This window comes from Rhodococcus sp. 105337 (assembly GCF_012844225.1).
GTDB lineage: Bacteria > Actinomycetota > Actinomycetes > Mycobacteriales > Mycobacteriaceae > Rhodococcus.
In genome coordinates this window covers 183,920-201,265 of record NZ_JABAGQ010000005.1, presented here as the reverse complement: position 1 = coordinate 201,265, position 17,346 = coordinate 183,920, and the positions used below count along the sequence as shown (strand labels likewise).

The window sequence follows — 17,346 nt, the reverse complement described above, 5'->3', positions numbered from 1 at the left end:
AGAAGGAGCTCATGACCGACACCACGTTGCCTCCGGAGGGGCCGGGGCACGACCGCATCGAGCCCGTCGACATCCAGCTGGAGATGCAGAACAGCTACATCGATTACGCGATGAGCGTGATCGTGGGGCGTGCTCTGCCCGACGTGCGTGACGGACTCAAGCCCGTCCACCGTCGCGTGCTGTACGCGATGTTCGACAACGGGTTCAGGCCGGACCGCGGCTATGTGAAGTCGGCGCGTGCCGTTGCCGAGACGATGGGCAACTACCACCCGCACGGCGACTCTTCGATCTACGACACCCTGGTGCGCCTGGCGCAGCCGTGGGCGTTGCGGTACCCGCTCGTCGACGGACAGGGCAACTTCGGTTCCCGCGGCAACGACGGTGCGGCCGCCATGCGGTACACCGAGTGCCGGCTCACCCCGCTCGCGATGGAGATGCTGCGCGATATCGACCACGACACGGTCGATTTCCAGCCGAACTACGACGGCCGGACCCAGGAACCGACAGTTCTCCCCAGCCGTATCCCCAACCTGTTGATCAACGGTTCGGGCGGCATCGCGGTGGGCATGGCGACCAACATCCCCCCGCACAATCTCCGAGAGGTCGCCGAGGCGATCTACTGGGCACTCGAGAACTACGAAGCCGACGAGGAAACGACCCTCGCCGCGGTCATGGAGCGGATCAAGGGACCCGACTTCCCGACCGCAGCCTTGATCACCGGATCCCAGGGCATCCACGACGCGTACACCACGGGCCGCGGCTCGGTGAAGATGCGCGGTGTCGTGGAGATCGAAGACGACGCCAAGGGCCGCACCACCATCGTGATCACCGAGTTGCCGTACATGGTCAACCCGGACAACCTCATCACCTCGATCGCCGAACAGGTTCGCGACGGCAAGATCGCGGGCATCTCCGACATCCACGACGAGTCGTCGGATCGTGTGGGCATGCGCATCGTCGTGACCGTCCGTCGTGACGCGGTCGCGAAGGTCGTTCTCAACAACCTGTACAAGCACACCCAGCTGCAGACGAGCTTCGGCTGCAACATGCTGTCGATCGTCGACGGTGTGCCGCGCACACTGCGCCTGGACCAGATGATCCGGCTGTACGTCGTGCACCAGGTCGAGGTCATCGTCCGGCGTACGCGGTACCTGCTGCGCAAGGCCGAGGAACGGGCCCACATCCTGCGCGGCCTCGTCAAGGCACTCGACGCGCTCGACGACGTCATCGCACTCATCCGCAGGTCGCAGACCGTCGACATCGCGCGTGGCGGCCTCATCGACCTGCTCCAGGTCGACGAGATCCAGGCCGATGCGATTCTCGCGATGCAGTTGCGACGCCTCGCCGCTCTGGAACGTCAGAAGATCATCGACGACCTCGCAGAGATCGAGCGCGAGATCGATGATTACAAGGACATTCTCGAGAAGCCCGAGCGGCAGCGCGCCATCGTCCGCGACGAGCTGAAGGAGATCGCCGAGAAGTACGGCGACGATCGCCGGACACGCATCGTCGCCGCCGACGGTGACGTCACCGACGAGGACCTCATCGCTCGCGAAGACGTGGTCGTCACGATCACCGAGACGGGCTACGCCAAGCGCACCCGCACCGATCTGTACCGGTCGCAGAAGCGCGGCGGCAAGGGTGTCAAGGGCGCCGAGCTCAAGCAGGACGACATCGTCAAGCACTTCTTCGTGACCTCCACGCACGACTGGCTGCTGTTCTTCACGACGAAGGGCCGCGTCTACCGGGCGAAGGCATACGAACTGCCGGAGGCGAACCGCACCGCACGCGGTCAGCACGTCGCGAACCTGCTGGCCTTCCAGCCCGACGAGCGGATCCAGGGCGTCATCCGTCTGCAGAGCTACGAGGACGCGCCGTACCTGGTGCTCGCGACGCGCAACGGCCTGGTGAAGAAGTCGCGGCTGTCGGACTTCGACTCCAACCGCAGCGGCGGCATCGTGGCGATCAACCTGCGCGGGGACGACGAAATGGTGGGCGCGGTTCTGTGCTCCGCCGACGACGACCTGCTGCTCGTCTCGAAGCTGGGACAGTCCATCCGGTTCTCCGCGACCGACGAAGCGCTGCGGCCGATGGGACGCGCAACCTCCGGCGTCCAGGGCATGCGGTTCAACGGTGAGGACAGCCTGCTGTCGCTCAACGTCGTCAAGGAAGGCACCTACCTGCTGGTCGCGACCTCCGGTGGATACGCGAAGCGGACTCCGATGGAGGATTACCCGGTTCAGGGCCGCGGCGGCAAGGGTGTCTTGACCATCCAGTACGACCGCCGGCGTGGCACCCTGGTCGGTGCTCGGATCGTCGAGGACGATGACGAGCTGTACGCGATCACCTCGAACGGTGGTGTCATCCGTACTGTCGCCAAGCAGGTGCGCAAGGCTGGTCGGCAGACCAAGGGTGTGCGCCTGATGAACCTCGCCGAGGGCGACACGCTGTTGGCGATCGCCCGCAATGCCGACGAGCTGGACGACGCAGACGTATCCGGAGCTAAGGAGTCGTAAGTGAGCACTCCCCAGGGACCCAACGGAAACGGCCAGGGGCAACCCGGCCGGAAACCCGAGGATCGCAATGGGCAGGAGGTGTCGTCCGCTTCATCCGGTGCGGCGCCTTCACAGGGGCCGGCTCCGCAGGGGGCATCCTCGCAGGACCGGGCACCGCAGGACCGGGCTCCGCAGCAGGAACGGTCGCCCCAGAACACGGCGGCGGACAAGCCTGCCGGATCTCCGCAGAGCGGTGGCCCGGTTGGGCAATCCGCTCCGTCGAAGCCGGCGGAGGTTTCCGGGAAGGCCCCTGAGAAGGCCCGCGAGACGCCGAAGTCCGAAGGTAAGGGTCCGGCGGCCGGTACGGCGAAGCCCGCACAGCGCGAGGAGTCCGTGCGCAGCGAGTCGCAGGTACGCAGCGAGGAGCCTCGTCAGGCTGCGGCAGCGCCGCAACCGGAGGCTCCCAAGGCGAACCAGGGCGCCGGGAACCAGAGCGCGGGAAATCCGGGCACCGGGAACCAGGGCGGGGCACCGTCCGGAGCTGCGACAGCACAGTCGTCGCAGGGCGGCGATCAGTCCCGCTCGGCGAGGCCCGCCAACCAGACGGCGCGTCCGGGTGGCCAGACCCCGCCGTGGCAGCGCGGCCAGCAAGGGACCGCGCAGGGCGGTTCTTCGCCGCAGAAGACGCCGCAGACCAACCTGCCCGGAGTCGGCCCCGGTCTCGGCAAGTCCGGGCCGGCGGCAGGCGGCGGATCCTCCGCTTCGCGGCCGTCGACGGGTGGCCAGCCTCCCGCCGGCAAGCCTGCCGCAGCTCAGAATCCGGCACCGTCGACCCGTCCGGTCGTGACGGGTACGGCAGCGGCCGCGATGAACTCCGGTAACTCCGGTTCCTCGGCGTCGGCTACGCGCACCACCAACGAGCGCGCGAGCAACGACCGTGCTGCGGCGAAGGCGAAAGCCGCGGTCATCGACGGGCCCACGCGGCATATCGAGCGCAAGGATCTTGCGAAGGATCTGCCCGATCTCTCCGCCGTCAAGCATCCGACGCCTGTCGCGCCGGCAACGGGGGAGACCCCGAAGGTGGGTCCGACGGCGATTGCCCCGGCCCCCGCGGGTGTCGACACCGGTGATGCACTACGCGCCACGGTGCAGGTGCGGCGGATCGACCCGTGGTCGATGCTGAAGATCTCGTCCGTGATTTCCGTTTCGCTGTTTTTCGTGTGGATGATCGCGGTCGGTCTGCTCTACGCCGTGCTCGCCGGGATGGGCGTGTGGGACAGGCTCAACAGCGCGTTCACCGACATCGTGAGCGATGCGGGCAGTGAGGGACTCGTCACGGTAGGCCAGGTGTTCGGCTACGCGACCGTGATCGGCCTGGCCAACATGGTTCTCATGACCGCTCTCGCGACCCTCGGAGCGTTCATCTACAACCTGTGCACCGACCTCGTCGGTGGCGTTCAGGTAACGCTCGCAGACCCGGACTGACCTGCAGGAATGCTGCCCCGTCGAGGCGATTTGAATCATCCGGCGTCGGTGGGGTAGTGTTCCATCCGGTTCGAGGGCCTATAGCTCAGGCGGTTAGAGCGCTTCGCTGATAACGAAGAGGTCGGAGGTTCAAGTCCTCCTAGGCCCACTCCCCGTGCCCGAAAGGCAGCCAGAAATGAAGTTCCTGATCGCTGTGGGAGCTGGTTTTCTGGCGGTCGTCGGACTTGCTCGCATGCTGCGTAGTGAGGACGAGTGGCACGAGGTACCCAGTCGCTAGTCGGCGTACGGGGCCTTAGCTCAGTTGGTAGAGCGCTGCCTTTGCAAGGCAGATGTCAGGAGTTCGAATCTCCTAGGCTCCACAGCAACACGAAACCCACCTCCGTTCAGGGGGTGGGTTTCGTCGTACTTGCGGGTTGCGTGCGTTTCACGTGAAACCCGGCGCGACAGTGCTGCATCACATACGACGCTCTGTAGTACGAGACGTATCATCGGGGGCATGGCCGCCGACCCTCAGCTTCTCGCGCGCATGCGCGGTGGCTTCGTGGGTGGCACCTGTGGGGTGGTCGCGATCGTCGCGCACGCCGTTGCGGAGGGCGCATATCCGGGCACTACCGCCCTCACGGTTCTTCTTTCCGTCGCCGTGATCGCGGGCGCTGTCGCGGCGGGTACCCGGCTGGCGGTCGTACCGCTACTCCTCGCCGGGCAGGTCTTCGGTCATATCGCACTGTCGCTGGGCAGCGGCCACTTTCATCTCCCCGGTCCGGGCATGCTTGCTGCTCACCTGGCAGCGGTCCTCGTTGCGTCCGCCCTGATACGCGGTGCAGAACGGGGTAGCGCTCTCGCACTGAACGCGGTGCGCCGCATCGCCGCGATCCGCGTTCCCTTCTCCTCTCTGCCCGTTCCGGCCGCACTCCCCGTGGGTTACCGCCCCGCGGTGCGCCGGATGCAGGTCTTCCCCACGGGAGTCTCGACCCGTGGACCACCGCTCGTCACGGTCTGACCTCCTTTTTCCTCCTCGACCACCGTTCCTACGGCGGTCGGCGCCCTCGCGCGCCAACCCACTTTCCTGGAGTTACCGATGACGAGAAAAACTGTTCGTACCGTGGCCGTTGCGGGAGTTGCCGCTGCTCTGGCCGTGCTCACCGCCTGCGGATCGACCGATGCGCCGCCCACTGCCGCCGAGGCGCTGACGGTGTCCGATGCCTGGGTCAAGGCCGCCGACTCGGGCATGACCGGCGCCTTTGCCGAGTTGTCCAACACGGCCGATACGGACCTGCATGTGGTCGCAGTATCGAGCCCGAGCGCGAGCCGCACCGAATTGCACGAGATGGCCCCGGACGGGGGAAGCGCGATGGTGATGCGCGAAATGGCCGACGGCCTCGTGATCGGAGCCGGAAGCACCCACAGCCTCGCTCCCGGCGGCGACCACCTGATGCTCATGGACATCGTCGAACCGATCAGGCCCGGCAGTGACGTCACCTTCTCCCTGGAATTCGAGGACGGATCCGTGAAGGACTTCACCGCGCAGGTCCGCGACTTCGCAGGGGCACAGGAGGAGTACGAGCCGGCGACAACCGGGGCGGGTCACGGTGGCTGAGCTCAGCCGCCGTCATCTACTCGGTGGAGGACTGGCAGCCGTAGGGGCGGCCGGTCTCGCGGCGGTCGGTGGTGGCGCAGCCGTGGCATCCCGGACGCCCGAGCGCATGGGCGCGGCCACAATCGACCCCCACGGCCGTCACCAAGCCGGGATCGATACCCCGCCGCAGGCGTTCGCCTCGTTCGCCGCACTCGATCTCGCGAGCGGTGTCGACCGCGCGGGCCTGGCCGGAATCATGAAGGTGTGGGCGGAGGACATACGGCGCCTCACTGCCGGACGGCCCGCGCTGGGGGACACCGAACCGGAACTCGCGGTGGATCCGGCTCGGCTCACGATCACCGTGGGATTCGGACCGGTGGTGTTCGACGCCGCGGGACTGGCCGACCGGCGTCCGGCGTGGTTACGTCCCCTTCCCGAGTTCGCGGTGGATCGCCTCGAAGACCGGTGGTCGGGTGGGGACCTGGTGCTGCAGGTGTGTGCCGACGATCCCGTGGTGGTTTCCCACGCCACGCGCACCTTGACCAAGAACGTGCGATCGCTGGCCACCGTGCGCTGGGTACAGCGGGGATTCCGGCATGCCGTAGGCGCCAGGCCCGACGGGATGACGATGAGGAATCTGATGGGCCAGGTGGACGGCACCGTCAATCCGGCGCCGGGCAGCCCGGACTTCGGGCGGCAGGTCTGGAACCCCGGTGAACCGGAGTGGCTGCGCGACGGAACCTCGCTCGTGTTTCGCCGGATCCGGATGGAACTCGACACGTGGGACGAACTCGACCGGCCCGCACGAGAGCTCGCGGTGGGCCGGACCCTGTCGAACGGTGCTCCGCTCACCGGCACCGAGGAGCATGACGACGCCGATTTCGAGGCCACGGACCGGTACGGGATTCCGGTGATCCCACCGGAGTCGCACGTGGCGAGGGCGCGGCCACGGACCGCCGACGAGCAATTCCTGCGTCGGGGATACAACTACGACGACGACGGCGCAGGGCTGTTGTTCGCGGCGTACCAGGTCGATGTGGACCGTCAGTTCGTCCCCGTACAGCAGCGCCTCGCCGAGCATGATGCGCTCAATCCGTGGATCACCCCCGTCGGATCCGCGGTGTTCGTCGTTCCACCGGGCTTCGGTCCGGAGGGCTATCCGGGAGACACGCTCCTGGCCGGGTGAACTCGCGCCGGACGTGCCGGTGGCGAATGCTTCCGGGACGCCCGGGGCGGGGTTACCCTCGGGGTGTGACCGGAAGCACACAGACACGTCTCGGGTTCGCGTCGCTGCGGGAAGGCGGCCTCAACTGGGACGCCTTCCCGCTCCGACTCTTCGCGAAGGGCAACGCGAAATTCTGGGATCCTGCGGATCTCGATTTTTCGCGCGACGCTGCCGACTGGCAGGCGCTCAACTCCGAGCAGCGCCGCAGTTCCACGTTCCTCGTCGCGCAGTTCGCCGCGGGAGAAGAAGCCGTCACCCAGGACATCCAGCCGTTCGTGCGTGCGATGGAGGCCGAGGGGCGGATCGGCGACGAGATGTATCTGACGCAGTTCTGCTTCGAGGAGGCCAAGCACCTGCAGGTGTTCCGGCTGTGGATGGACTCGGTGGGGCTCACCTCCGATCTACATCCCTATGTCGCCGACAATCCGTTCTACCGGCAGCTCTTCTACGACGAGTTGCCGAACTCGCTGCGACTGCTCGAGTCCGATCCGTCGCCGGCCAACCAGGTACGCGCGAGCGTCACCTACAACCATGTGATCGAGGGGAGCCTCGCGCTCACCGGTTACTACGCGTGGCAGAAGGTCTGCACGACGCGCGGCATCCTTCCCGGAATGCAGGAACTGGTCCGGCGTATCGGCGACGACGAGCGCCGGCACATGGCGTGGGGCACCTTCACCTGCCGGCGGCACGTCGCGGCAGACGACTCGAATTGGGCTGTGGTGCAACAGCGTATGAACGAGCTGCTTCCGATGGCACTCGGCATGATCGGGTGGGTCAACGATCAGTTCGACGAGCAGCCGTACGGGCTGGATCCCGACGAATTCGTCTCCTACGCCGCCGACCGGGCCGAGCGGCGTCTAGGCGCCATCGAATCTGCTCGCGGTCGCCCGGTGGAGGAGATCGATCTCGATTACTCACCGGAATCGCTCGAGGAGAAGTTCGGTGCGGAGGACGCGGCCGAACTGGCGTCGATCGCCGACGGGGGAGACGGAAGTCCTCGCTAGATCCCGACCGTGATCGGGATTCCGCGCGGGTTCAGATCAGGACCGCGGCGGCGACGACCACGACCAGCACCGCCAGCAGCACGACAGCGGCTATCCGCACGGTGTCGGCCTGGCTTCGCACCGGCTGCGGAGGTTGGCGGGTTGCGGTGTCCGGTTCTACCGTCACCGCGACCGCAGCGGCGGAGTTCTCCGTCTCGTACAGATCCTCGATGGCTTTCAGACGCGCGAGGCCACCGGTGAGCACGTCCGTTTCATCGTAGGAGGGCGGCAGACCGATCCGGGTCTTCTTCGTCTCGCGCGCCGGAGTGAAACCAGCGGCGAGAATCGCCGCGCCGAGCGCCGCGGTCTGCTCCGGCCCCGGTCCGACGAGACTACGCACCATCAGCTTGGTCGCGAGGCTGTTGGCGATCTCCTGGATATGCGAGCGATCACGCGCGACGAGTCCGTCACCCATCACGACCACGGCGTCGAGATTGTCCGACAACCATCCGAACGAACCGAGTGCCGACGCGAGTTGGGCTGCGGGTGACGGTGCGTTCTTGACGGGAACCCGGAATGCCTTGCCGACGGGGACACCCGAGCGCACCAGCGTCACAGTCGAACCCACGTCGTCGACGTGATAAACCCCGACGAGCTGACCGGGCGTTTCCGAGATCTCGGAGGCATACCAGGTGGCCGCAGCCTGCGCGTCCGACACCAGATCGACGTGCCGGAGATCGGCGAAGTCGAGCGCGGATCGGAGGGTTGCGACGGTCGCGGGGTCCCAGTGGGAGGGGTAGGTGGCGGTGTATCCGGGGTCGCTGTCCCTGTCCATACCGCCGAACGTCGGCAGGGGATGGCACTCGGTGAGCAGGCAGTGGATGGCCGTCGCCATGGCGTCCTCCGCGCGGTAGACGCGCCCGTCGCTCGCCGAGAGTCCTGCGGGGTCGCCTACGCGGGAGAGGAAACCGCTGAGCGTCCGGACCTCGTCGTCGGCCCGCGCGGAGCCACCGAGAAAGGTCGAGTCGTCCCGGCCGATATGGAGAACGGTGTCGCGGGCGATGACCACCGGGTCGGGAGTGCCGGGTTCGTTGGACGCGACCACCGCTGTGGACACGACCCTTCCGATTCGGAGCCCCACCCCGATTGCCATGACTCTCCCCTCGTCTGTCGATCCGGGTCCATCTTGCTACCGGCACCACTCCGTGTGGTTGTGCCGCGCCGCGACCCCGATCGTCATGATCAGGACATACCACATACCGGTCGTCGCGCAACTGTCATCCCTTCCTGCGGGTGCAAACCGAGCACGCACCGAGCTTCCGCGACCGGGTTTCCGGGGCCGTCTCACCTCGTGTCCTGCGCCCGAGCATCGCCTTACCGGTCGGTAATGTACGTGTTACAGTCCGTACCATGTGACCGAAGGCACGCCTAGGTCCGGGATGTGGTGGAGGAAATATGGGAACGAGCAGCACCCGGAAATGGGCGGCAGCGGCGTTGACATCCGCAGCGCTCGTGGGGGGACTTCTGGCGGCGCCGGCGACGGCACACGCCGAGGGCGACTTCTACACGCCGCCCGCGCTGGAGCAGGGGGGAAGCCCGGGAGACATCCTCCGGAGCGAACCGTCCGATCTTGCCATCCGGGTTCCGACCGGGGACGGTGTGTTCCCCGCGCAGGGGACGCGGTTGCTGTACCGCTCGAACAATGCGAAGGGCGCACCCAATGCGGTGAGCGGCACGTACCTCGAGCCGTCGACCGTGTGGAACGGTGAGGGACCTCGCCCTCTCGTCGCGGTGGCGGTCGGCACGCACGGACAGGGCGACCAGTGCGCTCCGTCGCGCAATCTCGGTGCGCTGGTGCAGTACAACCCGCCGCTCGATCTGTTCACCGAGTACGAATTGCTGTCGATCAATGCGTTGCTGCTCCAGGGCATCGCGGTGGTGGTGACGGACTACGACGGACTCGGGACTCCCGGGCACCACACGTACGTGAACCGGGCCGCCGAGGCGTACGCGGTGCTGGATTCGGTCCGGGCGGCGTTGAATCTTCCCGGGACGAGCCTTACCCCCGACAGTCCCGTCGGGCTGTACGGATACTCCCAGGGTGGCGGTGCGAGCGGGGCCGCAGCCGAACTCGCTCCCACGTACGCCCCGGAACTGAACCTCAAGGGCGCCTACGTCGGTGCCCCTCCCGCCGATCTGCTGGCCACGCTGAAGCAGATCGACGGCACGCTCCTCACCGGCGCCGTGGGCTACACGATCAACGGGCTGATCGAGGCATACCCGGAGATTCGCTCCGAGGTCGAGGCCGAGATCAACGACCGCGGCCGCGCCATGCTCGCCGCGGTGGCGAACCAGTGTGTTCCGGAAACCGTTGCCACTCTCGCGTTCCAGCGGACCGAAGACTTCACGCGCACCGGTGAACCGCTCGACGTGGTGGTCGGCCGGCTTCCCCAGGTCCAGAAAGCGATCGACGAGCAGCGCATCGGCCGCCTGACCCCGCAGATCCCGGTGCTCCTCCAGCACGGCACGCAGGACGACACGGTTCCCTACGGGCAGGGTCGCCAGCTTGCGCTGGACTGGTGCGACAACGGCGCCACCGTCCAGTTCGACGCAAACCTCACGCCGCCGATCCTGCCGGGCTTCGTGATCAACCACGCTGTACCGCTGCTCACCGGGCTGCCCAACGCGGTCCAGTACCTCGACGCGCGTCTGCGTGACGCACCCGCGCCGTCCAACTGCGGCGCCTTCTGACGCGACCCCGAACGCAACGGCCCGCCCTCGTCACGAGGGCGGGCCGTTGTGGTTCTGCGCCTACACGACGTTTCTGGTGTCGATGATCCGACGAGCCACGTTCTCTTCCGTGGACGGGCCCGGTGTCCATTCCGCGATCCACGGGCCTGTTCCTTCACTCGCATCCAGGATGCCGTTCTCGAGCCAGCTGTAGCGACCGTCGAGGACACCGCGGGTGAGCTTCCGGTCGGAATCGTCGGTGTTGCTCCACAATCCGTCGAACAGTGCCTCTACCCGTAGCCGGGACTGCCGGCAGAAGGCGTCGGCGAGTTCGTATGCGGCATCGGCACCCGGATGGCCGTCGGCGCGTTGACGTTCGGCGCGCACACAACTGGCCGACATCGCGAACAGTTCGGCACCGATGTCGACGATGCGGCCGAGGAAGTTCTGACGCTTCTCGAGACCGCCCTGCCACCGGGCCATGCCGTAGAACGTCGACCTGGCGAGTTTGCGCGAGCTACGTTCGACGAACCGGAGATGTGGTGCGAGGATGCCGAATTCGGTGAAAGCTCCGGGAAGGCGGCCCTTTCCTGCCACCAGCGAGGGCAGCCACTTGGCGTAGAAGCCGCTCGCCTTCGCCGCGGCGCGCGCCTTGGTCTCGAGAGACGCCTTCGGGTCGATCAGGTCGCCGGCGGCACGGAGATGTGCGTCGACTGCCTCTCGGGCCACCAGTAGCCGCATGATCTCGCTCGAGCCCTCGAAGATGCGGTTGATGCGCAGGTCCCGGACGAGTTGTTCTGCGGGCACGGCTCTCTCACCGCGTGCGGCGAGCGACTCGGCTGTCTCGTAGCCGCGGCCCCCGCGGATCTGGATCAACTCGTCGGCGATGGCGCAGCCCATCTCGCTGGCCCACAACTTCGCGAGCGCGGCCTCGATGCGAATGTCGTTGCGCTCCTCGTCGTTCATCTGGCCGGACAGTTCGACCACGGACTCGAGTGCGTAGGAGGTCGCCGCGATGAACGAGATCTTGGCGGCCACCGCCTCGTGTTCGCCGAGTGCTTTGCCCCACTGCACCCGGGCTTCCGACCACTCGCGGGCGATCTTGAGCGCCCACTTGCCGGCTCCGGCGCACATCGCCGGGATGGCAAGCCGTCCGGCGTTGAGTGTCGTGAGGGCGATCTTGAGGCCGTCACCTTCGCGTCCGACGAGGTTCTCGGCGGGCACGCGCACCTTGTTCATGCGGGTCAGGCCGTTCTCGATGCCTCGCAGGCCCATGAAGGAATTGCGGCGTTCGACGGTGATGCCGGGCGAATCGGCTTCGACGACGAACGCGGAGATACCGCCGCGATGCCCGTCGCTCTTGGGGACCCGCGCCATGACCACGAGCAACTCGGCGACCACACCGTTGGTCGTCCACAGTTTCACGCCGTCGAGTTCGTACGCCCGGCCGTCCTCGACCGGAACCGCACTCGTGGCGAGTCGTGCGGGGTCGGAACCGACATCCGGTTCGGTCAGCAGGAACGCCGAGATCGCGCCGCGCGCGCAGCGCGGCAGGAACCGCTTCTTCTGCTCCGGGGTGCCCGCCAGTTTCAGCGGTTCGGGTACACCGATCGACTGGTGTGCCGAGAGCAACGCTCCCAGGCTGGGGTGTACGCACGCGACGAGCATGAGCGCCCGGTTATAGGCGACCTGCGACAGGCCCAGGCCGCCGTACTCCTCGGGGATCTTCATGCCGAAGCACCCGAGTTCCGCCAACCCGCGGATGTAGTCGTCGGGAATGCGTGCCTCGCGCTCGATGGTCGGGCCGCTCATGTCCCGGCACAAGTTCCGCAGCGAGGTGAGGAATTTTTCGGTGCGGGCGTCTTCGTCGGGTGTGGGACGGGGGAAGGGATGGACGAGATCGAGGGTGAACCTGCCGAGGAAGAGGTGTTTGGCGAACGACGGTTTCGTCCAGTCCGCTTCTCGTGCTTCTTCGGCGACCTCACGGGCTTGCTGTTCGGTGACGCGCGTTTCTGCCATGTCTGCCTCCAGAAGGGCTTGCCTACCGGCGAGTATTCACCCTTCTGTGTCGCACGTCACAGGATTGGACGGACCGATACCGGTGAGTAATCGCAGGACGTGCACCGCAGGTGTGAAACAGATCACCCGGGGCTGCGGTGTCTCGAGATGCCGGGTGCGCGATACAGGCCTACTCTCGAGTAGTCACCGCCGACGCGTCCGCCCGTCAACCCTCGTCGATCTTCGGATCGAACTGGAGGCGACCATGGCCCTACTTGCGTCCGTACCCGTTCTTCTCGCACTCGTCGTGCTTCTGTACTTCGTCTCGTGCCGCATTGTCGATCACGAGATACGCAGCGCCGAACGCGAATACGGTGGCATGCCCGCTGACCCGCCGGTCGTGCCGGATATCCCTGTCCCGGGGATGCCCGCCCACCGGTGAGCCGGGCTCCCGCACGAGTGCGGGACTCCGAGCGGGCACTCGGCAGAGAGGTGCCCGCCGACAGGATCAGTCGGTGGCGGGAGTCGTGTCACCTGCCGCCGGACGTACGCGCGGGGGTTCCGGCGCGATCGGCGGGTGCGCCGGCCGCCGACTCCGGTACAACGCGAGTGCGCCGAGCACGACCGCGGCGAGCGCGCCCGTCGTGACGAGTGCCTTGCGTCCCGGGCGGGGCGCTGTGCGCCGACGAGGTGCGGCGGCGAGCGCGGCCTTCTCCCGGCGGGCGTCCTGGACCCGCTCGACGGCATTTTTCGTCAGTTCCAGCCCTTGGCGGGAGAGCACGAGGCCTGCCGCCGCGGATCCCTGCGCCAGGGTGACCGCGCCCTCGCCGGCGACATGCAGGGCGTCGCTCAGGCTTCCCGTCTGTGCCAGGGGATATACGAGGTCGGGGAGGGAACCGCTGCGGGTGCTGGAGTCGCTCACCTTCGTCATACGTCCCACTCTTCCATACCGCAGCACGTGTTCCCGTCTGTCGTGCGGTGCCGACAGGGGAAGGACCGCGTAGGCCCCGAAGCCAGGAATGGCACCATAGGGGAATGACGTCACCGAATCAGACAGCAACCGCCACCCTCCACACCAACCGCGGAGACATCGTGATCGCGCTCTTCGGCAACCATGCCCCGAAGACCGTGGAAAACTTCGTCGGACTCGCCACCGGCACCAAGGAATACAAGTCCGCGAACGCGAAGGGCGAGTCCAGCGGACCGTTCTACGACGGTTCGGTGTTCCACCGCGTGATCGACGGCTTCATGATCCAGGGCGGCGACCCCACCGGCACCGGTCGCGGCGGCCCGGGCTACCAGTTCGGTGACGAGTTCCACCCCGAACTGCAGTTCGACCGCGGCTACCTGCTCGCCATGGCAAACGCGGGCCCGGGCACCAACGGCTCGCAGTTCTTCATCACCGTCGGCCCGACGCCGCACCTCAACCGTCGCCACACGATCTTCGGTGAGGTCGTGGACGCCGACTCGAAGAAGGTCGTCGACGAGATCGCCACGACCAGCACCGATCGCGCCGACCGTCCGGTCGACGAGGTCGTCATCAACAGCATCACCATCTCCTGAGAGAAGTGCCATGACGAACCCCGGCTGGGGTCCTGCGGCCGAGGGTGGTGGCCGGCAGCCCCAGCCGAGGTGCGTCCGCCACCCCGATCGCCCCACTCTGCTCACCTGCACTCGATGCGGGCGTCCGTACTGTCCCGAGTGCCTGCGTCCGGCCGCGGTCGGCCAGCACTGCGTGGACTGTGTCGCCGAGGCCGCCCGGTCCACCCCGCAGGCCCGGACCATCGCGGGTGCGCCCGCACGTTCGGCGAAGACGACCCCGATCGTGACGTACACGCTCATCGCGCTGAACGTCCTGGTCTTCCTCGTCACGGCCGCACAGTCCGGCAGCGTGATGAACAACGAGCGGTCGTCACCGCTGTTTCTCGACTGGGCTCTGTGGCCGCCGGCGATCGCCGCCAACGGTGACTACATCCGGATTATCGGCAGCGGATTCCTGCACTTCGGCCTGATGCATCTCGCGATCAACATGTTCGCGCTCTGGATCATCGGCCGCGACACCGAGTTGGTTCTCGGCCGCGCCCGTTACCTGTCGGTGTACGTGATCTCGATCCTCGGCGGTTCCGCCGCGGTGATGCTCCTGCAGACCGGGGCCGTCACGGCCGGCGCGTCCGGTGCGGTCTTCGGATTGCTCGGCGCCCAAGCGGTGATCCTCATGAGGCTCCGCCGCAGTCCCGCTCCGGTGCTGGCGGTCGTCGCGCTGAATGTGGTCATCAGCATCACGATCCCGGGGATCTCCCTGTGGGGACATCTCGGCGGGCTGGTGGCAGGTGCGGCCGCCACCGCGGCACTGCTGTACGGGCCGCAATCGCTCCGTGCGGGCAACGATCGCGCGCGGGCGACTCGCACGGGATGGGTCGCACTCGGTGCGGTCGCCATCCTCGTCGTGGCGGTGGTCGTGGTCGCGGTTCTTCGCTTACGGGCTCAGCTGGGCTTGTGATCGGGTGCCAGCCCCCGCGCGCCGAGTGCTTCGTGCACCTCGCGGGGGTCGGCTCCCAGATCCCAGCGACCGAAGATCATCAGGCTCTCGGAGCCGTCGCGAGGATCAATAGTGTCGATTTCCAGCATGGGCACCCGCCTGCCCATGCGGGGATACTCCACGAGTCGCACGCGGTGCAGCGCCGCGGCCGGGTACTCGCGTCGTCCCGTCAGCCGGGTCACGGCGAGTCCCGAGGATTCGGGTAGAACCTCGAGGCGGGGACGCTGGCGCCAGGCGGAGGCAGCGAATGCGAGCACCAGTGCGGCCGCGACCCCCACGAGGACACGTCCGGCCGCATCGACCGCCGTCGCAGCCGCCACCGCGAGCGCGACGCCTCCGGCAGCAAGGGCCACGACGGCGCCGGGCGGAGTGGACCACCGTGGTGTGTTCTCGGCGCTCACGTCAGCCCTCACATCGCTTTGTACACAGGGTTATCCCCAGGTGGGGATGAATAACAAAGATGTAATCCACAGAACGAGGCGCGATTTCAGCGCCATCTCATCGTCATGACGAGCCCGGCCACCATGAACCCGAATCCGATGAGGAAGTTGTAGGCACCCAGCGAATTCATCCACGAAATCTGTTCTGCGGCCAGGTAATACACCACCAGCCACAGCAAACCGATGATCATGAGGCCGAGCATCACCGACACGTAGAGGGTGCTCGACGGCGCAGCTTTCACCTTCACCGGTGTGCGGCTCACCGTCCTGGGGGCCGCGCTGTCGTCCTTCTTACGTACCTTCGACTTGGGCATCGTGTCCTCGTTCTTGCGACTCCGCCCGTGCCGGACGAGCGGAGTAAGTTGGGCAGCTACCTGTGCTGTATACGCTAACGCTGTCCTGTTCACGCTAACGTAAGGCCGGAACGGAGGGGTGAGGTGTCCGAGTGGCGGCCGCGTCGAGTGGCCTGGGGTTCCGCGACCCTGGCCGTGTGCCTCGTGGGTGGTCTGTTGATCGGTACCACCCGCGGCGTCTCCGACGGCAACGAACTCCGCGTCGGTGACTCGCCGCGCCTGTCCGATCTGGTCCGGGCCGCACAATCCGGAACCGACGACCTCGCGACCACCCGTGACGACCTCGCCCAGCAGGTCGCGCAGGTGCAGGCCCGCGTCGCCGCGACCGACGGCGACGTCGCGTCCGTGCTCGACGAACTTTCCGCCGTCGCGGATCCGGCGGGGCAGACGGCTCTGCGCGGACCGGGGATCACGGTGACCCTCACCGATGCGTCGCGCGACGCCGACGGTAAGTATCCGTCCGGTGCGTCGCCGGACGACCTCGTGGTGCACCAGCAGGACGTCCAGAGCGTGCTCAATGCGATGTGGGCCGGCGGCGCCGAGGCCATCTCGATGCAGGACCAGCGGATCGTCGCGACGTCGGCGCCGCGCTGTATCGGCAACACTCTGCTGCTCCACGGCCGCACGTATTCCCCGCCCTACGTCATCACCGCCCTCGGCGACCGCTCGCGTCTCGAGGCTGCCCTCGGGGCCGAACCGGGTATCCGGCTGTACAAGCAGTACGCGACCCGCTACGGGCTGGGCTACACGCAGACCGCGGGTGACGACAAGTCCGTTCCCGCCTATACCGGGGGCGCGCCCGCCCGCTGACCTGTGGGTACTCTCGTGGCATGCGCATCCTGGTCGTCGACAACTACGACAGCTTCGTCTTCAATCTGGTCCAGTATCTCGGGCAGCTCGGCACGACGGCCGACGTGTGGCGCAACGACGACGACCGGCTCACCGCGCCCGGCGCCCTGGCCCGTGTCGCCCAGGACTTCGACGGTGTGCTGCTGAGCCCGGGACCGGGCACCCCCGAGCGTGCGGGCGTGAGCATCGACCTCGTCAAGGCGTGCGCCGACACGAGCACTCCGCTGCTCGGCGTATGTCTGGGACACCAGTCGATCGGGGTCGCCTTCGGCGCGACGGTCGACCGGGCCCCTGAACTGCTGCACGGCAAGACCAGCGTCGTGCGGCACAACGACACCGGTGTTCTCGCGGGCCTGCCCAGTCCCTTCACCGCCACGCGCTACCACTCGCTGACCGTCCTTCCCGAAACCATGCCCGCCGAGCTCGAGGCGACCGGTCACACCGAGAGCGGCGTCATCATGGCGTTGCGCCACTCCGAGTTGCCGATCCACGGCGTGCAGTTCCACCCCGAGTCCGTGCTCACCCAAGGTGGTCACCGGATGCTCGCGAACTGGCTCGGGATGTGCGGCGAGGCGCCGGAGGAGACTCTCGTCGCGCAGCTGGAGGCCGAAATGGCACGCGCGCTCGACGGTGGCGCTGCCTGACCCGCACGCACTACGACGAAGGTCCCGGA

General features: G+C 67.2%; 17 protein-coding genes and 2 tRNA genes. 13 read left to right on the top strand and 6 right to left on the bottom strand.

The genetic code is table 11. The features are described 5' to 3' along the window. The first annotated feature begins 11 nt into the window (after positions 1–11). From gyrA to HF886_RS10910, 8 genes are all read left to right on the top strand, one after another. Positions 12–2,516 (top strand): DNA gyrase subunit A, encoded by a 2,505-nt coding sequence (gene gyrA, locus HF886_RS10945; RefSeq protein WP_169620892.1) that lies wholly within the window; start codon positions 12–14, stop codon positions 2,514–2,516. Continuing rightward, complete coding sequence (locus tag HF886_RS21075; RefSeq protein WP_169652305.1) at positions 2,517–3,980, top strand: DUF3566 domain-containing protein; 1,464 nt, start codon at positions 2,517–2,519, stop codon at positions 3,978–3,980. It begins immediately after the preceding gene. Between the two features lie 74 nt (positions 3,981–4,054). Then, positions 4,055–4,128, top strand: a tRNA-Ile gene (locus HF886_RS10935). A 138-nt stretch (positions 4,129–4,266) separates the two neighbouring features. Continuing rightward, positions 4,267–4,339, top strand: a tRNA-Ala gene (locus HF886_RS10930). 137 nt (positions 4,340–4,476) lie between these two features. Further along, complete coding sequence (locus HF886_RS10925) at positions 4,477–4,980, top strand: hypothetical protein (protein WP_169652304.1); 504 nt, start codon at positions 4,477–4,479, stop codon at positions 4,978–4,980. A gap of 78 nt (positions 4,981–5,058) precedes the next feature. Then, positions 5,059–5,577, top strand: a complete 519-nt coding sequence (locus HF886_RS10920) for a copper chaperone PCu(A)C (protein WP_169652303.1) — start codon at positions 5,059–5,061, stop codon at positions 5,575–5,577. Further along, entirely contained in the window at positions 5,570–6,742 is a 1,173-nt protein-coding gene (locus HF886_RS10915) for a Dyp-type peroxidase (protein WP_169652302.1), read from the top strand. Before HF886_RS10920 ends, HF886_RS10915 begins: the two co-directional genes overlap by 8 nt. A gap of 65 nt (positions 6,743–6,807) precedes the next feature. Continuing rightward, positions 6,808–7,785, top strand: a complete 978-nt coding sequence (locus tag HF886_RS10910; RefSeq protein WP_169652301.1) for a R2-like ligand-binding oxidase — start codon at positions 6,808–6,810, stop codon at positions 7,783–7,785. 31 nt (positions 7,786–7,816) lie between these two features. Here HF886_RS10910 and HF886_RS10905 read toward each other — a convergent pair whose 3' ends face one another. Further along, positions 7,817–8,917 (bottom strand): hypothetical protein, encoded by a 1,101-nt coding sequence (locus tag HF886_RS10905; protein WP_169652300.1) that lies wholly within the window; start codon positions 8,915–8,917, stop codon positions 7,817–7,819. 302 nt (positions 8,918–9,219) lie between these two features. Here HF886_RS10905 and HF886_RS10900 point away from each other — a divergent pair, with 302 nt between their 5' ends. Beyond that, a complete protein-coding gene (locus HF886_RS10900) occupies positions 9,220–10,515 on the top strand; it encodes a lipase family protein (RefSeq protein ID WP_169652299.1) in 1,296 nt (431 codons plus the stop codon). Between the two features lie 60 nt (positions 10,516–10,575). Here the strand turns inward: HF886_RS10900 and HF886_RS10895 are convergent, their stop codons facing one another. From HF886_RS10895 to HF886_RS10885, 3 genes are all read right to left on the bottom strand, one after another. After that, on the bottom strand, positions 10,576–12,513 hold the full coding sequence (locus HF886_RS10895; RefSeq protein ID WP_169620884.1) for an acyl-CoA dehydrogenase family protein: 1,938 nt from the start codon (positions 12,511–12,513) through the stop codon (positions 10,576–10,578). 250 nt (positions 12,514–12,763) lie between these two features. Then, positions 12,764–12,973, bottom strand: a complete 210-nt coding sequence (locus tag HF886_RS10890) for a hypothetical protein (RefSeq protein WP_169620883.1) — start codon at positions 12,971–12,973, stop codon at positions 12,764–12,766. 27 nt (positions 12,974–13,000) lie between these two features. After that, on the bottom strand, positions 13,001–13,423 hold the full coding sequence (locus HF886_RS10885; protein ID WP_169652298.1) for a hypothetical protein: 423 nt from the start codon (positions 13,421–13,423) through the stop codon (positions 13,001–13,003). A 104-nt stretch (positions 13,424–13,527) separates the two neighbouring features. On the opposite strand from HF886_RS10885, the gene HF886_RS10880 reads away from it, so the two are divergent. Together HF886_RS10880 and HF886_RS10875 are read left to right on the top strand one after the other, a co-directional pair. After that, the gene (locus HF886_RS10880) at positions 13,528–14,055 is read left to right on the top strand and encodes a peptidylprolyl isomerase (protein ID WP_169620881.1); all 528 of its coding nucleotides are present in this window, start codon (positions 13,528–13,530) and stop codon (positions 14,053–14,055) included. Between the two features lie 10 nt (positions 14,056–14,065). Continuing rightward, positions 14,066–14,992 carry a rhomboid family intramembrane serine protease gene (locus tag HF886_RS10875; RefSeq protein ID WP_169620880.1) on the top strand — a complete coding sequence of 309 codons (927 nt, stop codon included), beginning with the start codon at positions 14,066–14,068 and terminating at the stop codon, positions 14,990–14,992. On the opposite strand, the gene HF886_RS10870 is transcribed toward HF886_RS10875, so the two are convergent. Beyond that, the gene (locus tag HF886_RS10870; RefSeq protein WP_169620879.1) at positions 14,977–15,432 is read right to left on the bottom strand and encodes a PH domain-containing protein; all 456 of its coding nucleotides are present in this window, start codon (positions 15,430–15,432) and stop codon (positions 14,977–14,979) included. The genes HF886_RS10875 and HF886_RS10870 overlap by 16 nt on opposite strands. Before the next feature lie 86 nt (positions 15,433–15,518). Continuing rightward, the gene (crgA, locus tag HF886_RS10865; protein ID WP_169620878.1) at positions 15,519–15,785 is read right to left on the bottom strand and encodes a cell division protein CrgA; all 267 of its coding nucleotides are present in this window, start codon (positions 15,783–15,785) and stop codon (positions 15,519–15,521) included. 123 nt (positions 15,786–15,908) lie between these two features. Between crgA and HF886_RS10860 the strand changes: the two genes are divergently transcribed. Together HF886_RS10860 and HF886_RS10855 are read left to right on the top strand one after the other, a co-directional pair. Then, positions 15,909–16,634, top strand: a complete 726-nt coding sequence (locus HF886_RS10860; protein ID WP_169620877.1) for a DUF881 domain-containing protein — start codon at positions 15,909–15,911, stop codon at positions 16,632–16,634. A 20-nt stretch (positions 16,635–16,654) separates the two neighbouring features. Then, a complete protein-coding gene (locus HF886_RS10855) occupies positions 16,655–17,317 on the top strand; it encodes an aminodeoxychorismate/anthranilate synthase component II (RefSeq protein ID WP_169620876.1) in 663 nt (220 codons plus the stop codon). The last annotated feature ends 29 nt before the right edge of the window (positions 17,318–17,346 follow it).

Coding starts and splice junctions, on each gene's coding strand:
- gyrA (WP_169620892.1), top strand. CDS start 12: ATGACCGACACCACGTTGCCTCCGGAGGGGCCGGGGCACGACCGCATC.
- HF886_RS10925 (WP_169652304.1), top strand. CDS start 4,477: ATGGCCGCCGACCCTCAGCTTCTCGCGCGCATGCGCGGTGGCTTCGTG.
- HF886_RS10920 (WP_169652303.1), top strand. CDS start 5,059: ATGACGAGAAAAACTGTTCGTACCGTGGCCGTTGCGGGAGTTGCCGCT.
- HF886_RS10905 (WP_169652300.1), bottom strand. CDS start 8,917: ATGGCAATCGGGGTGGGGCTCCGAATCGGAAGGGTCGTGTCCACAGCG.
- HF886_RS10900 (WP_169652299.1), top strand. CDS start 9,220: ATGGGAACGAGCAGCACCCGGAAATGGGCGGCAGCGGCGTTGACATCC.
- HF886_RS10895 (WP_169620884.1), bottom strand. CDS start 12,513: ATGGCAGAAACGCGCGTCACCGAACAGCAAGCCCGTGAGGTCGCCGAA.
- HF886_RS10885 (WP_169652298.1), bottom strand. CDS start 13,423: ATGACGAAGGTGAGCGACTCCAGCACCCGCAGCGGTTCCCTCCCCGAC.
- HF886_RS10880 (WP_169620881.1), top strand. CDS start 13,528: ATGACGTCACCGAATCAGACAGCAACCGCCACCCTCCACACCAACCGC.
- HF886_RS10875 (WP_169620880.1), top strand. CDS start 14,066: ATGACGAACCCCGGCTGGGGTCCTGCGGCCGAGGGTGGTGGCCGGCAG.
- crgA (WP_169620878.1), bottom strand. CDS start 15,785: ATGCCCAAGTCGAAGGTACGTAAGAAGGACGACAGCGCGGCCCCCAGG.
- HF886_RS10855 (WP_169620876.1), top strand. CDS start 16,655: ATGCGCATCCTGGTCGTCGACAACTACGACAGCTTCGTCTTCAATCTG.